The following is a 15,892-nucleotide window of genomic DNA, read 5'->3' as shown; positions in this document are numbered from 1 at the left end:
AGTGTACTGCTTTTTTTCTATTAAACACCTAATCTTGCAAGAATAAACGTCCATATGCAGATGATCAATAGCAGAATCAGACTATACATCACTGTCCGTTTAAACAGCTTTGATTCCTTCCCTGTCTGGCCGACCGCGGCAGCGGCAATGGCGATAGATTGCGGAGAAACGAGCTTCGCCATCACCCCGCCCGCCGTATTTGCGGCTAACAGCAAATCAGAACCGGCACCGATCTGTGCTCCGGTGACAACCTGCAAATGCCCGAACAGAGCGTTATTGCTGACAACTGAGCCAGTAATGAACACGCCGATCCAGCCGAGAACAGGACTCACAAACGGGAACAAATCGCCTGTTTTCGCCAGTGCCAGCCCGATGGAAGAGCTGAGCCCCGCGAAGTTGGCCAGATTGGCAAACGCCATCACAAAGCAGATCGTGACAATCGGCATCCACAGTTCTTTCCCTGTCTCCTTCAAGCAACTGAAGCCATCCCGATAAGAGAAATTTTTGCTGAACAGTCCTGTAACGATGACTGCGGCTAAAATCGCTGTACCTGTCGCTGATAACAAATCGACTTTAAAAATCGCATCAAGCGGCATGGCAGATGGGGCAATGGGCGGCATTTTCATAATTTGCTGATGCAGAAAAGGCATCTTGAACAAAAGCGTTGTCTGATAGAAGAGCCCGCCTTCTTGGAAAAGCGCTTTGAATGCAGGAAGGCTCCAGATGGTGATCGCCGCAGTTAAAATGTAGAAAGGAGACCACGCTTTGGCAATGTCTGCGGCGCTGTATCTCTTTTTCTCACCGGTTTCTTCGGCTCCCTGCTCACGGTAAATCTGTTTCGGCTGCCACTTGCGCAGGAAGAGCGCAAGCCCGCCCATACTGAACAGCGCCGCCAAAATGTTAGCTAATTCCGGTCCGAGCACAGCCATTGTCAGCGTCTGAACCGCTGTATATATACCGCTGACAACCAACAAGGCAGGCCAGGTTTGTTTGATTCCCTTCATCCGGTCTAATAAGAACACGAGTAAAAACGGAATCAGAAAAGTAATCATCGGCAGTGTCCAGATCAATGCCCGAGACAGCTCAAGAGAAGACAAGTCTCCAATTTGCGCGCCTGTAATCACCGGTATCCCGATCGCGCCAAAGGCTCCAGAGGCAGCATTCGCAATCAAACAGAGCGCCGCCGCCTTTAACGGTTTAAAGCCAAGTTCTACGAGCAGCGCCGCACTAATTGCAATCGGAACACCAAAGCCGGCCGCACCTTCCAAAAATGCGTTAAAACAAAAACCGATTAATAATAGCTGTAATCTTTGGTCAGGCGAAATGCCGGCAATGCTGGAACGAATAATGGTAAACTTCCCGGTTTTCACAGCGATTTTATAGAGCCACACTGCCATCAGGACAATGTAGCCGATCGGCCACAAACCGCTTCCGATGCCTAATAAAACAGAAGAAACGGCTTTTTCAACCGGCATATGAAATGCCAATACGGCAACCAAAAAGCTGGCGGCTAGGGTCAGAAATGCCGCAAGAATGCCTTTCATCTTAAAAACGGTTAAAGCTAAGAGAAAAAAGAGAATCGGTGTGAGCGCAACCAGTGCGCTCACATACTCGTTTCCAAACGGATCATACAACTGCTCCCACATTGACAATCAGCCCTTTACTCTATAGTTGCGTTCTAATTGACGTTTTGTTCTGCAAAATGCGGTTTCAAAATGTTTTTGAGCACGTTGGCGCTGTGGTTAAACTGCTCTTTTTCTTTCTCATTTAAGTTCAGCTCAGTGATGCCAGCGACTCCGCCGCGGTTGACGACAGCCGGCACTCCGATGTACACGTCATCTGCTCCGTATTGTCCGTCCAAATATGTGCTGACTGTTAAAATGCTGTTTTCATTATGAAGAATCGCTTTAGTGATTCGCGCAAGGCTCATGGCTACCCCGTAATACGTCGCGCCTTTTTTCTCAATGATATGATAAGCGGCGTTTTTCACGTCATCCACGATCTGGTCAAGCTCTTCTTGTTTGTATGCTTCGTTTTTCTCAACCAGTTCACTGACCGGCACTCCGCCGATATTCGCGTGGCTCCAGACAGGAAGCTCAGTATCACCGTGTTCGCCGATAATATGAGCGTGCACATTGTGTGCCGCTGCACCGAAGTATTCGCTCAGCATGTAACGGAATCTCGCAGAATCAAGTGTTGTGCCGCTTCCGATCACTCGCTCTTTTGGCAGGCCGCTGAATTTCCATGTTGCATACGTCAGAATATCAACCGGATTTGTCGCGATTAAGAAAATGCCGTCAAATCCGCTCGCCATGACTTCACTGACGATTCCTTTGAAGATCTTTAAGTTCTTTTCTACTAATTCAAGGCGTGTCTCACCAGGCTTTTGGTTTGCGCCGGCGCAGATGCAGACAATATCAGCATCCTTGCAGTCTTCATATGTTCCGAAAGATGTTTTGACCGGATGCGGCGCAAACGCCTTTCCGTGGTTTAAATCCATTACATCGCCCATTGCTTTTTCTTTATTTAAATCAATGACCACAAGTTCATCTGTGATCCCTTGGTTAATTAACGCAAATGCATAACTGCTTCCAACAAAACCCGCTCCGATTAAAGCTACTTTATTTACACGTTCATTCATCATTTATCCTCATCCTCCAGTGTTTGTTTTTCTTTGGTGTTTGTTTGTGAAGTATTTCACATTTATATTGTGCAACATTTCACAAACTTTTGCAAGAGAAAAGATTTGTCTGATTTATGAACAAAAAAAGAAACTATCTATGATAGTTTCTTACCGTTTTCTTGAGTGATTTTCAGCATGAGAATCGCAAGACAAAGAAGGAATGTTTGTTAGTTTCTTTCGCTGCTTTCCTCAAAAAGCATTGTATCGGGCAATGTGAATGCTCATTATTTATCATGAGTGTGACGCATCGATCTGACATTGCCGGAGTCTATACATGGTGATCTCCAAACAGATAAAGTAAGCGATTGTTCACTTTAGGGTATTGTTGTTAACGAAATGTCCGGACTAAATGGGGCAAAGAACCATTTAAGCCAGAGTCATTATATAAACCATTTTGCACGTAATCAAAACCAGGTTGATTCTGGCCAGGTACTTGGGCGCTGCCGTTGTTAAAAATCACTTTGGCGTTTTTTGTATCAGTATCCGCCGATAACGTCAGAGTGTAAATGCCGTCTGCATTCTTACTCATTGCTTTTCCCGGCCAAGATCCGGTCAATTCTATTGCCTGCCCCCCATTCTCCTTGTATACATATGCATTAACTTGACTCCAATTATTTAGGTTTTGATAGCCTATTCTTTTCTCAGAAGATGGGTCTGTTTTTACAAAAGTATATTCTTTTGTCCCAGATGCTCCATCACTGTTCGTTCCTGTTAAAGTGACCTTGTATGTTGTATTAAACGGGTCCCCTTTTCCGATCATTAATTGATCCCCGTCCTTAAACTGTGTCTCATCACCATGATTTATTTGATAAGCAGCTTTTGCGGTATGAGCGTCGGCACGCAGAGTTACCGTTAGCTGATCATCATAGAAAGAATGGGTTACACCTGTTTGATAATTCTCGAGGAAGACATTAGGTACATTTGCGGTATCTTCCGCATAAAGCACAACCACACCTCTGCCGCTGATTGTACCTGTCAGTATGCCATCTGTTACTTTAAACGAACCATCCCCGGCTTTATTATCGTAGCTGCCATCAGGTAAATCCGTTGAAGTATGAATGGAAACTGGTGATGAAGATGCATTTGCCAAAACAGCACCTTCAGGGCCGCGCTGATTCATGAATATCTGATTGTTTCCATCCGGGTTAGAGAGTTTCTCAGGCTGTCCGGCCATGGCATTATGAAATGTATTGACTGCAGCGATGGCTTGATCTTTAAATAAAGCACTCCCGCGATCACCTAATTGACTTTTCCCAGGGAATCTTACACCATTTCCGCCGCCCTCAGGTCTGGAGAAAAACAAGGGTGTACTTCCTGAACGAGAAGCAATAATCGCCCAGCCTAAACGAATATCATCATCGCTCATCCATGTAGATTCTTCATCATCATTGGCATACGTATCATGCGATTCCACCCATGTGACCAAATCATCCGCAGATACATGAGATGCATAATTGGAGATGTTCGATGCGCTAAAATTGCGATTCTTTAAAGCAGACCTTATGGAATGCCCATAGTTTGATGCTGTAACATTCATATAATTCGCATATGCAGCATCTCTGGAGGCACTGTCTTGTAATATTTCTCCATATTGGAATTCTGCAGATGTATCTGTGATATTCGGCCAAAAATGACTGCCAAAATCACCGTCATCCGGAAGCTCTATATGTTTGGCCGCATCATACCTAAATCCGTCAGCACCGTCATCCAATGCCCTTTCCAGAAAATGTTTCAGATATGACTGTACTTGTGTATTCTGCGTATTCCAATCATAAAGCCCCAGCAATGAATTCTGAGTGACATCCCTTCGATCGGACCAATTTTTAATTTGTGTGTTTCCATGCGTCCAATTTGAAATACTTTTAATTTCATTTGAAATCGCAGCATAGTCACTGGTTGTGTGATTGATGACGGCATCGACAATAACCTTCACGCCATATTCTTCAGCCGTCGCACACATTTCTTTAAACTCTTCCTCGGAACCCAAATACCTGTTGCCAATCTGGTAAGAGGTCGGCTGGTAAAGCCAGTACCAGTTCCCCATGCTTTTATCTCCATTATTTCCTTCCTTTACTTGATTAATAGGAGACGTCTGAATGGCAGTATATCCTGCATCATGGATATCCTTCATATTATTTTTCAAGGTGTTGAACGACCAATTCCAAGCATGAAGAATGGTCCCGCTCTTTATTGATGGCGCTGTATATTCATTTGATTGGTTCGCGGTCTCTGCATTTACAGCCACCGGCCCTGCCAGAATCAAATGAAACAGCAATAATAATCCAGCGAATAACGGCAGTAAAGAGGTATTAAATCGTTTTTTAGACATTCTGGACACTCCTTATTTCATTTTTCATTTCTGAAGACTTACTGCGGAGTCAGAAATCCCTCTTACTCAATCCTTCCACTTCCTCCTTTCAGACGCATGTGAAGACTGGAGAATTTTGTTAACGCTTACATTTTAAACTATCATACTCTCTCTATCAAAACAACTTGATAGAGTCATTTCCCAAACAGACATCTCGAGCCATTTTACATGCTTAAACAGCAAGTGGAGATATTGTCTGATTTATGAACAAAAAAAGAAACCATCTCTATGATGATTTCTTCTTAAACTCCTTTTTTACCGTTCTTCTGTAAGACAGCTTCACGATTCCGAATCGAAGCAGAAACAGAACGCCGCCGCAGACGATAAATAGGAGAATCATTTTCAGCCAAGCGAAGAATGTATGGGGAACTCCCCTGTCATACATCGTAAGCACCACTACCGCAAAGGCGACAGCTATTGATTCTATGAACTGCTGCTTCACCCGTTTATGCAGTTCTTCCTCGGTGTCTATTCTCGGCATCAGCATTCCAGAAGCTGATGCCCTGATGCAGTAATATAAGATGATAATGAACAAAAACACAAGGCTCGAGACCCATTCTTTAAACGGAAATTCAAACATAATGCCGCGGATGATCACATCCAGGAGCGCAAACGCCCCGGCTAACTTGCCGATATCCGACCAGATCTTTTGTTCTTTTTCTTTTACTCTCTTATTTTTCCCATTCACGCCTGAAAGTCTGTTATGCAGATTATTCATGACCTTCCTCCCGCACTTTTACGAATGGCTTATGGCTTACATGTTACAATAACAGCCTGCGCTTCTGCAACGAATAAATGAAAAGCCCGCCGTACAAGCCGGCGGGCAGCAATGTTTAAAACGGCCCCCAATTGATCAGGACACCGATACAAATAAACACAAGCCCGATTAAGAACCAAATCAGAGCGAGCGGCAGCATAAACCGAAGCCACTTGACGTACGGAATTCCGCTGGCGGCAAGCACTGCCATCAAAACGCCGGACGTCGGGTTCACACAGTTGACGACCCCTTCTCCAAGCATAACCGCTTCCACCGCGACCTGTCTCGTGATGCCCATCAAATCAGCGAGCGGCGCCAGAATCGGAATGAACACAACCGCTTCGCCCGATCCTGAAGAGATGAGAAAATGGAGCAGAGCGCTGGCGATATACATGCCGATTGCGCCGGCCATCGGACTGAACCCGTCCAAAACCGAAGCCAAAGCATTGACGACTGTATCCAGCAGCTTCCCATTTTCAAGAATGACAGAAATGCTCCGCGCCATCCCGACAATCAGCGCACCGTATACAAGGCTCTGACAGCCGGTAATAAAAGTTTTGGCAATATCGTTTGCCGCAAGTCCTCCAATGAATCCGGCAAGGACAGAAATAAAAATAAACGTCGCAGCCATTTGGGAATCTGACCAGCCGAGTTTCAATGCGCCGTACAAAAATCCGATCAGCGACAAACCCGCCACTCCCAAAATCAGCTTATGGCGAACGGTAAACGGCACAGACTTATCTTCTTCTTGATTCGCATCGCTCAATCCTGCCGCCGGGAACCAGTTTGTGCCTAACACACTGGCATCCTTTGATTTCTTTAATTTTCTTGTATACCAATAGATATAAATGATAGAAGACACCAAAAAGCATAAGTATATGACCACACGAAGGCCGATCCCCGAAAACAGAGGCAGCTCCGCAATCGATTGCGATAAGCCAAGCGGAGACGGTGATAAAATGGTAGAGTTAAACCCGGCATAGCAGCCAATATAAATAACAGCCGCACCCGCGACCGCATCCCATTTTAAGGAGCGTGCGACGATAAGGCCGATGGGGATGAATCCGATCACTGAATTCACGACAATTCCAGTCGTTCCAAGAATAGAAAACAACGCACCGACAATACAAATAAATAATAATTGCTTTGTGCGGAACTTGCTGATGACATTGTAAATCAGTCCGTTGATGGCACCTGTTTTTTCTAAAATAGCGATCGTGCCGCCTGTGAATAAAATCAGAAAAATAATAGGCGCTGATCCCACCATTCCATCCTGAAGAGAAGTGAAAAAGCTGATCAGGCTGACCGGAGACTGTTCAATTGAATGGTAGCTTCCCGGCACCGCAGTGGTAACCTCCCCTTTCGTCACACGGTCAAATTCTCCCGCCGGCACAATATACGAAGCAACGGCGCAAATGAAAGCGATGATAAATAAGAGGACATAGGCGTCAGGCATGTTAAAGGCGGTGCGTTTCTTCTTTGGCTGTGTTTCGGCTGCTGGCATACTCATATTTCGATCCATCCCCTCTTTTTAGAAAATATCTATTATTCTGAAAAATATAAATATGTGCTATATTATAAACAGCCAATCTACCTGTTTCAATATAAAAAAAGGAATGAAGGAGGTTTTTCTTCCCATGCAAAAACTCTCAGAAGAAATGAAACAAACCGTAATGCACATCTTTGAACATCTTCACGCCAACCCTGAAGTCAGCTGGAAAGAATATGAGACAACTGAATTTCTTAAACAAAAACTCGAAGATGCAGGGTGCCGCACGCGCACGTTTTCAGATTGTACCGGAGTTGTCGGCGAAATAGGTTCGGGTTCGCCTGTTGTAGCTGTCCGCGCTGACATTGATGCATTATGGCAGGAGGTCAACGGCACATTTCGCGCCAATCATTCCTGCGGGCATGATTCGCATATGACAATGGCTTTAGGTACGTTAATGCTGCTGAAAAAACAGCCGCAGCTTCCGAACGGAACGATACGTTTTATCTTTCAGCCCGCAGAAGAAAAAGGCGGAGGCGCTCTGAAAATGATAGAGGAAGGCGTGCTTGATGACGTCGACTATTTGTATGGCGTCCATGTCCGTCCAATTCAGGAAACCCAAAACGGACGCTGCGCCCCATCCATTCTGCACGGGTCAAGCCAGCACATCGAAGGCACAATCATCGGAGAGGAAGCTCATGGCGCACGTCCGCATCTTGGCAAAAACAGCATCGAAATCGCTGCATTCCTCGTACATAAGCTGGGGCTGATTCACATTGATCCGAAAATCCCGCACACAGTCAAAATGACAAAGCTTCAAGCCGGCGGCGACAGCTCCAACATCATTCCCGGAAAAGCGACCTTCAGCCTTGACCTGCGGGCGCAAACAAATGAAGCCATGGAGACGCTGATCGCAGAAACAGAAAGAGCCTGCGAAGCGGCTGCCGCGGCATTCGATGCGAAAATTAAACTTCACAAGGAACACAGCCTTCCGGCGGCAACACAAAATAAAGAAGCTGAAGGCATTATGGCTGAAGCAATCACAGACGTTATCGGAGCTGATCAGCTCGATGAACCGCTTGTGACAACCGGCGGCGAAGACTTTCATTTTTATTCTGTGAAAGTGCCGAACCTTAAAACGACCATGCTTGGCCTCGGCTGCGGACTTCAGCCAGGACTCCATCACCCGCATATGACCTTTGACAGAAACGCGATGTTTACCGGGATTCACATTTTAGCAAACGCCGTGTTAAAAACGTTCCAAAAAGCCGATACACTCGCATCAGCCAACGCTTCTTAAATCAAAAAAGCAGCCTGCGAACAGGCTGCTTTCTTCATTATTTCTTTAGATCTTCAATTGAGTTGACGTTTTTCATATATTGAGGCACAACAAGACCCATCTTCACGCCAGTGATACTGACGCCTACATCATCATATTTGCCTTTATATTTGACAGCGTATGGTTTATGGGTATTCGGCAGCCATGCGGAAAGGGATGCGTCCGCGCTTCCCGTCGCAATCGCCGTCCACATCGGACCAGCTTCTACCTGAGTGAGTTTCACGTCATAGCCCAAGTCTTCTAACACTTTGCCCATAACGTTTGTACTTGCAATCTCACTGTCCCACGCCACATAGGCAAGGTTGATTTTGTCTCCCTTGACCTTTTGCACGCCTTTGGTCCACTCCGCGATTTGATCCTTATGCTTCTTCACATACTCAGCAGCGGCTTTGGAAGGTTTCTCGCCTTCTTCCACCTTGATCATCACTTCACCCATGTCGTCTTGCGTCCATTTAAACTGGCTCAGAAGCTTAACGGCATTCGGCTGTTCTTTGCTGAAGCCTTTTCTGGTGATCGTATGAATCTCCTCAGCACTGCCGTAAGTTTTTTTCGGATCATCGAGATATTTTAATTTATATCTGGAGAACATCCAATGCGGTGTCCATCCTGTGATAATAATTGGTTTCTTACGGTCGTATGACTTTTTGAGCGTAGCAGTCATAGCAGCGCTTGACGATGAAATCAGTGTCCAGTCGTCCAGGTTATAATCCTTCAACGCTTGATCAGTCAGGCTCATAATACCTGAACCGGGGTCAATCCCGATGATCGTCTTATTCACCTGTTCAGCCGCGGACGCATTTTCGTCGTTTTCTTGTCCGCAAGCCGCAAGTGAGAGTGCCAGCATGGCGGAAACACCGATACCGATGATTTTTTTAAACATCAGGCATTCCCCCTGCTTTTCTTCTTCACTTTAATATTTTGTGTAATACGGTCGAGCGTAATCGCAACGATAACGATAGCGATACCTGCTTCTACACCAACCCCTGTTTTCAGCTGTGTAACGGCGCTGTATACTTCTGAACCTAGTCCAGGCGCACCGACCATTGCTGCGATAACAACCATTGATAATGCAAGCATGATACTTTGGTTGATCCCGGCAAGAATGGTTTTTGTTGCAAGCGGAAGCTGAACCTTAAACAAACGCTGAGCTGTTGTAGAACCAAACGCTTCAGTTGCTTCAATCAGATCCGCAGGCACTTGTTTAATACCGAGAACCGTCATACGGATTGTCGGCGGCATTGCGAAGATAACAGACGCAACAACACCCGGCACAACACCGATATTAAAGAAGAAAATTGCCGGTAAAAGATATACGAAAGCAGGCATTGTCTGCATTAAATCAAGGATAGGCGTTACGATACGGCGAACCGTTTCTTTCTGAGATGCCCAAATTCCGATCGGCACACCGACTACAATCGAAATAATGACGGACGTGACAACCAGCGCTAACGTTTGCAGCATGGGGTCCCAATATCCTAAATAATCAATTACGAGAAACCCAATTAAAGTGAACAGCGCAATTCCTCTCGTACTGATCCACCATGCAAGAGCTGCGAAAATAATCGTTAACAAAATAGAAGGTATAAATCCAAGCCCGCTTACAATCCCGTTTACAAAAACGGCCAAGCCATTTGCGATTCCGTCGAGGAACCCGCCGAACGTTATCGTAATCCAGTCAACAAAACGGTCAATGATATCTGCTAAAGGTATTCTAGGCAGTCTATCCAATTTACTTCACCTCCCGTACAGAAGGATCTTGTGTTTGCTCAGCAGTGCCTTCAACATTGATATAATCGTTATTGCCCGCAAGTGCGCCAATCAGCGCGCCTCTTACGACAATCCCTTTCATTCTTTGCTTTTCATCTACAACCGCAATTGGAATATTCGCGTCAGACACAACGTCAAAAATCTCAGTCAGATACGTATTCTCTGGTACAGTCGTAAATTCCGTATTCAAGATATCCTGAAGGGATAAATCAGACTCGGCTGCTTTTTTCGCATCAGCTGCGTAAATGACACCTAACAATTGTTTCTGTTTATCGACTGCATAAATAGATGAAATCCCTAGGTTTTTCATCAGTGTTAACGCAACGCGAGGCCCTTTATCAATCCGCACCGTTTCAGCGCGTTTCATAATGTGGCCGGCAGTTAATACTTTAGACAAATCAACGTCCTCAACGAATTTCTCAACATATTCGTTGGACGGATTCATGAGGATTTCTTCCGGCGTGCCGATCTGAACGATATTTCCGTCCTTCATCAGAGCGATTCTGTCGCCGATGCGAAGCGCTTCGTCCAGGTCGTGCGTAATAAAAATAATCGTTTTTCCGACATTATCATGCAGATCCAGAAGCTCATCCTGCATATCTTTACGGATTAATGGATCAAGCGCACTGAATGCTTCGTCCATCAGAAGGATGTCCGGATTATTCGTCAAAGCGCGGGCAAGGCCGACACGCTGCTGCATTCCGCCCGAAAGCTGATCAGGGTATTGGTGTTCAAATCCTTCAAGTCCGACAAGTTTAAGCGACTCAAGCGCTTTTTGCTGGCGCTCCTGTTTGTCTACACCTTGAAGCTCCAGTCCGTATTCTGTGTTTTCAAGTATCGTTCTGTGCGGGAACAGAGCGAACTTTTGGAAGACCATACTGATTTTTTTCCGGCGGACTTCCCGGAGCTGGTCTTTAGACATATTTGTTATCATGTCACCATCAATGTAAATTTTTCCGGCAGTCGGTTCAATAAGCCGGTTTAACAGCCGTACTAAAGTTGATTTACCGCTCCCTGATAGACCCATGATGACAAATATCTCACCATCATATACATCAAAATCTGCTTGGTTAACCCCAACGGTTGATCCGGTTGCTTTCAGGATCTCTTTTTTATTTTTTCCGTCGGCAAGCATTTGAACTGCTTTCTTGGTTTGTTTCCCAAAAATTTTAGAGACTTTCTCGACTTTTATCTTAATCGGTTTCTCATCTACACTCATATTTTCCCTCCATATTAAGCAATCTTTATTACCGTACCATTTATGTAACAACACACACAAACCGCATATTCTCTTTTATTCTGTACCATTTCATGATAAACATCCCTGTGACCCCAAGACCTTATTTATGCTTCTAAATACTCGGTAATCCTCCTTTATTATTGTATTTTACAGGTAAAATTAAGCCTTTTTAAAATTGAAAACGCTTTTATTGAACCGAAAATCCTTCTTCCTCTTATGACTTCAAGCTCCTTTACTGGAAAAATAAGTTGCTTTTTCATCTCTATGTAATGTATTATAGTTTCATGACTATGAAACAATCAGAAGACCATATCAGAGCTCACATATTCAAAGCATTGTCTGACGAATCCAGGCTTGCAATTATTCGTACGCTTTATTACAGCGGAAAAGAACTCAGCTGCGGTGAAGTAGGTGAAAAATGCAATATCGTCAAAACCACAGCATCTTATCATTTCAAAACGCTGCGTGAAGCGGGATTGACTGCAACGCGAAAAGATTCACGGACAAAATATGTCAGGCTGCGTGAAGACACCTTTCAAACATACCTGCCTGGCTTTCTGGAGACCCTCTAAAAAGGGTTTTCTATATACATATCTGTTTCATAGTTTCATAATTATAAAACTATAGGAGTGTTAAAAGTGAAACTTATTTGGCTTTTTTTCAGTGTAATGTTTGTCATCGGCACAGATACCTTTTTGCTCTCACCGCTTCTCCCGCTTTTGCAGGACCAATTCCATGTCTCCACTGATTTGTCAGGCTGGATGGTCAGTGCTTATGCGCTCGGTTATGCGCTGTTTGCTTTGGCAGCCGGTCCGATCTCTGACCGCTTTAATCGGAAAACAGTGATGCTGTCGGGGCTTGCGGGCTTTATCCTTTCCACGTTTTTATGCGGCATCGCTCCCTCCTTTGCCGCCATGTGTGCATTCCGTTTTGCCGCCGGTGTCAGCGCCGCGTTTGTGACGCCTCAAATTTGGGCATCCATCCCTGTCATCGTCCATGCCTCAAAAGTGTTAAAAAGCATGGGGATTGCAACAGCAGGATTAGCGGCTTCACAAATGCTCGGGCTTCCGATCGGCGGATTTTTGGCTTCCTTCACTTGGCACACGCCCTTTTTCGTTCTGTCAGCAGGCTCGCTGGTTCTCCTGTTCATTTTGGCGGCGGCCATGCCAGATATTCGTCCTGCAGAAGCGGCAGCACACCGTTCATCTATAGTCAGCCCTTATCGTGAGCTGTTTTCACTGCCAAAAACATCGATGATCCTGCTTGCTTATTTTCTCTTTCAAACAGGAAATTTCGCCACGTTCAGCTTTCTCGGCACCTGGCTTTCTGCAGATTATCATCTAACCGTATCCCAAATCGGCGCCGCGATGCTTGTACTGGGGCTGGGAAATATGCTTGGAAGCCTTATAGGAAGCAAAATTGCATCAAAGCTCGGAACGTTTAAGACATTAATCAGCGGCATGCTGATGATGGGCGGGCTCTATTTTTCCCTTCCTTTCTTCCCTACCTTATTTATTGTAGAAACCAGCTTTTTTCTGACTTTCTTTATAGCGGGGATCATTTTTCCGTTAATGATGGGGATATTCCAATCCATTTCACCGAACGCGCGCGGAACGATTGCATCTCTTTCCAATGCGGCTATGTATGCAGGGACCACTGTCGGCACATGCCTTGCCGGATTTTTATATCAAAACACGCATCATTTTGGGGCTGTCACGGCGTTTACGGCGATTTTATTTGTCCTGTCTATGGCCCTTTATCAAACAAGCAGAAAAAACAAACACCAAGCTGCCGGTTTCCATGTAAAAAGCACCTCATGATGAGGTGCTTTTATTACTCAAGCTCAGTTTGTTTCGTTTCTTTTCCCATAATCAAAATACACGCGACCGCCAGTAAAATGGCAATGCAAAAGATTGAAAAAATCACTGAAAACGAAATATGGCGGGCGGCGAGTGTTCCGACGAGCAGCGGGCCGAAAATGCCGCCGATTCTTCCGAACGCCGCTGTGGTTCCTGAACCTGTCGCCCGAATCGATGTTGGATATTGCTCCGGTGTATAGGCATACAGCACGCCCCACGCGCCAAGATTAAAGAAGGACAACAGCATTCCAGCCGTCAGCAGCAGACCTAAGGAATCTGCCGTTCCGAAGAAATACGCGCTTCCCGCTGTTCCGATCAAATAAATGACCAGTATCCATTTCCGGCCCGCCTTTTCGATCAGCCACGCAGCCGAAAAATAGCCCGGAAGCTGAGCAAGCGTCATCAGCAGAACATATTCAAAGCTTTGAATCATGCTGAACCCTTTTAACAGCATCACACTCGGCAGCCACAAAAACATCCCATAATAAGAAAAGACAACGCAGAACCAGACGATCGACAGCATTACCGTCGGCCGTACATACTGTTTCGCCCAAACGCTTTTCACGTTCTCCCACACCGATTTCTTTTTCATAGAAAGCGATTCGTACTTTGGCGAATCAGGCAATCCTGTCCGCAAGTACAGCGCATAAAATGCCGACAGTGCGGTTAAAAGCAAAGCCGCCTGCCAGCCGAAGCTTGGAATGACAAAATAAGAAATAAGCGCCGCTGCCAGCCAGCCCACAGCCCAAAAGCTTTCGAGAAGCACAATGACCCGGCCCCGTTTTTCAGGCACAACCGCTTCCGAAACAAGCGTTGAAGCGACAGGCAGTTCGCCTCCAAGCCCCATCCCAATTACAAAACGCAGAATGAGAAATGCCGATAAGCTTGTGACGAAAGCTGATATACCGCTTCCGATTGAAAAGCATAAAAGAGTAATGATAAATACTTTTTTGCGGCCGATTCGATCAGCCAGCAATCCAAACAAAAACGCACCCACAGCCATGCCGATGGAATTTACGCTTCCGATCCATTTCATTTCTTCAGGCGAAAGATTCCACTCCACGTGGAGCGCGGCGATAATAAACGATAATATTCCGACATCCATTGCATCAAACAGCCACCCTAAACCGGCGACACCCAGCAGCTTACGCTGGGATATAGGCTGTTGTTTCCCCATAGCCAACACCTCTGATATGCAAAATGATTACCGTTTAAGTTTACACCTGTCTTTACACATTGTCATTACCTAATTGATGTCAATCAAAAACCCCGCTTATGATTCACAAGCGGGGGTCTTTTTATTGCTGTAATGCTGCTTTTTTAATATTATCCTGCAGCTGGGCAATTCGTCTTGCGCCCTCTTCCCGAAGGCGTTTGTTTTCTTCTTCGATTTGTTTTGTTTCCTGCATGCCGCTGACAATCGTGTTCCAAGAGGATTCGATCGTTTCTATATCAATGCTTGGTCTGCCGGCCATTCTGGCAATTTCAACACTCTGGTTCGAGATGTTCTCCGCATTGCGTTTCAGCATCTCATTTGTCCGGCGGTCAAGCTCGCTCATAGAGTCAGCCACAAGCTTTTGGCGTTTCACCGTAACAGCCTGAATAATGCCGTTTTTGAAAATCGGAATGGTGATGATAAAAGCGGAGTTAATTTTCCCGATCAGCTTAGTGTTACCGCGCTGGAGCAGTCGGATCTGCGGTGCGGTTTGAAGCGCCACCATTCGCGCCATATCAAGATCATACACGCGTTCCTCAAGCGCCTGAATGCCGTTGCGCAGCGTATCGAGCTGCATTTGCGCAAGCTGGTTTCCGCTTGCCGCTTTTTCTTCATATGAAGGAAGGATTGACTGCATCTCTTCCAGCTTCATTTGACCGGCAACAACGTATTTTTCAAGCTCCATGTAGTAGTTGATATTGTTTTCATACATTTCATCGAGCGTGTAGTTTGTTTTTGTCATCTCATCTTTATATTTAGAAATCTCAACGTTGATTTTTTCAATTTCTCCGCCGAGCGTCTGGTACTTTTTAAAGATTTTCTCAATCATGCTGCCGCCGCGTTTGAAGATTTTGGCCATCAGTCCCTTGGGCTCGTCAAAATCATTTTTGTCAAAGCGGTCCATGATTTTTCCAAGCTGAGTCAGCATTGTGCCTGAGTCTGTCACGCTTGTTGTTTTCATCATTCCTAAGATGCGGTCAGAGAACTTGGAAATTTCAACAGCCGGCTCCTTTCCATACTCCAGCAGCTCCATATGGTTTTTCACGTCAATTTGCTGGGCGAGGCGCTGCACCTCTGGTTCCTGGCGGAGCTGCAGGCGGATATCGTCTGCCTTTTGCTGAGAAATTTCTTCGTTTTTATCGAGAACAAGCGGATTTTGATTTTCTGTTGTCAT

13 protein-coding genes are annotated in these 15,892 nt (G+C 45.5%); 3 read left to right on the top strand and 10 right to left on the bottom strand.

Translation table 11 applies throughout. From position 1 onward, the window contains the following. Positions 1 to 20 precede the first annotated feature (20 nt). From KXD37_RS16330 to KXD37_RS16310, 5 genes are all read right to left on the bottom strand, one after another. The gene (locus KXD37_RS16330; protein ID WP_127696048.1) at positions 21 to 1,646 is read right to left on the bottom strand and encodes an L-lactate permease; all 1,626 of its coding nucleotides are present in this window, start codon (positions 1,644 to 1,646) and stop codon (positions 21 to 23) included. A 32-nt stretch (positions 1,647 to 1,678) separates the two neighbouring features. Continuing rightward, positions 1,679 to 2,644 carry an L-lactate dehydrogenase gene (locus tag KXD37_RS16325; protein ID WP_103672191.1) on the bottom strand — a complete coding sequence of 322 codons (966 nt, stop codon included), beginning with the start codon at positions 2,642 to 2,644 and terminating at the stop codon, positions 1,679 to 1,681. A gap of 367 nt (positions 2,645 to 3,011) precedes the next feature. Beyond that, positions 3,012 to 5,012: an alpha-amylase gene (gene amyE / locus KXD37_RS16320; RefSeq protein WP_127696050.1), complete on the bottom strand. Its 2,001-nt coding sequence runs from the start codon at positions 5,010 to 5,012 to the stop codon at positions 3,012 to 3,014. 265 nt (positions 5,013 to 5,277) lie between these two features. Beyond that, positions 5,278 to 5,769: a DUF6773 family protein gene (locus tag KXD37_RS16315; RefSeq protein ID WP_044162006.1), complete on the bottom strand. Its 492-nt coding sequence runs from the start codon at positions 5,767 to 5,769 to the stop codon at positions 5,278 to 5,280. A gap of 115 nt (positions 5,770 to 5,884) precedes the next feature. Next, complete coding sequence (locus tag KXD37_RS16310; protein ID WP_024120138.1) at positions 5,885 to 7,318, bottom strand: YfcC family protein; 1,434 nt, start codon at positions 7,316 to 7,318, stop codon at positions 5,885 to 5,887. Between the two features lie 127 nt (positions 7,319 to 7,445). Here KXD37_RS16310 and KXD37_RS16305 point away from each other — a divergent pair, with 127 nt between their 5' ends. Next, positions 7,446 to 8,597, top strand: a complete 1,152-nt coding sequence (locus tag KXD37_RS16305; protein ID WP_151174736.1) for a M20 peptidase aminoacylase family protein — start codon at positions 7,446 to 7,448, stop codon at positions 8,595 to 8,597. Between the two features lie 37 nt (positions 8,598 to 8,634). Here the strand turns inward: KXD37_RS16305 and KXD37_RS16300 are convergent, their stop codons facing one another. Genes KXD37_RS16300 through opuAA form a run of 3 tightly spaced genes read right to left on the bottom strand, consistent with a single transcriptional unit; the run spans position 8,635 to position 11,622 of the window. Beyond that, positions 8,635 to 9,516, bottom strand: coding sequence for a glycine betaine ABC transporter substrate-binding protein (locus KXD37_RS16300; protein ID WP_024120136.1), 882 nt, complete (start codon positions 9,514 to 9,516; stop codon positions 8,635 to 8,637). After that, positions 9,516 to 10,364, bottom strand: a complete 849-nt coding sequence (gene opuAB, locus KXD37_RS16295) for a glycine/proline betaine ABC transporter permease subunit OpuAB (protein WP_024120135.1) — start codon at positions 10,362 to 10,364, stop codon at positions 9,516 to 9,518. The genes KXD37_RS16300 and opuAB overlap by 1 nt, the downstream gene beginning before the upstream one ends. Before the next feature lies 1 nt (position 10,365). Continuing rightward, positions 10,366 to 11,622 carry a glycine/proline betaine ABC transporter ATP-binding protein OpuAA gene (gene opuAA, locus KXD37_RS16290; protein WP_024120134.1) on the bottom strand — a complete coding sequence of 419 codons (1,257 nt, stop codon included), beginning with the start codon at positions 11,620 to 11,622 and terminating at the stop codon, positions 10,366 to 10,368. A gap of 290 nt (positions 11,623 to 11,912) precedes the next feature. On the opposite strand from opuAA, the gene KXD37_RS16285 reads away from it, so the two are divergent. Both KXD37_RS16285 and KXD37_RS16280 read left to right on the top strand, forming a co-directional pair. Then, a complete protein-coding gene (locus KXD37_RS16285; protein WP_081638228.1) occupies positions 11,913 to 12,215 on the top strand; it encodes an ArsR/SmtB family transcription factor in 303 nt (100 codons plus the stop codon). A gap of 66 nt (positions 12,216 to 12,281) precedes the next feature. Next, positions 12,282 to 13,463: an MFS transporter gene (locus tag KXD37_RS16280; RefSeq protein ID WP_106022464.1), complete on the top strand. Its 1,182-nt coding sequence runs from the start codon at positions 12,282 to 12,284 to the stop codon at positions 13,461 to 13,463. 13 nt (positions 13,464 to 13,476) lie between these two features. Here the strand turns inward: KXD37_RS16280 and niaP are convergent, their stop codons facing one another. Together niaP and KXD37_RS16270 are read right to left on the bottom strand one after the other, a co-directional pair. After that, the gene (gene niaP, locus KXD37_RS16275) at positions 13,477 to 14,679 is read right to left on the bottom strand and encodes a niacin permease NiaP (RefSeq protein WP_106021227.1); all 1,203 of its coding nucleotides are present in this window, start codon (positions 14,677 to 14,679) and stop codon (positions 13,477 to 13,479) included. 121 nt (positions 14,680 to 14,800) lie between these two features. Next, complete coding sequence (locus KXD37_RS16270) at positions 14,801 to 15,892, bottom strand: toxic anion resistance protein (protein WP_151174734.1); 1,092 nt, start codon at positions 15,890 to 15,892, stop codon at positions 14,801 to 14,803.

The sequence above is a fragment of the Bacillus sp. XT-2 genome (assembly GCF_025696525.1).
In the GTDB taxonomy this organism is placed as follows: domain Bacteria; phylum Bacillota; class Bacilli; order Bacillales; family Bacillaceae; genus Bacillus; species Bacillus halotolerans.
Note: the sequence above shows the minus strand (reverse complement) of the source record. Positions and strands in the feature narration are given on the sequence as shown.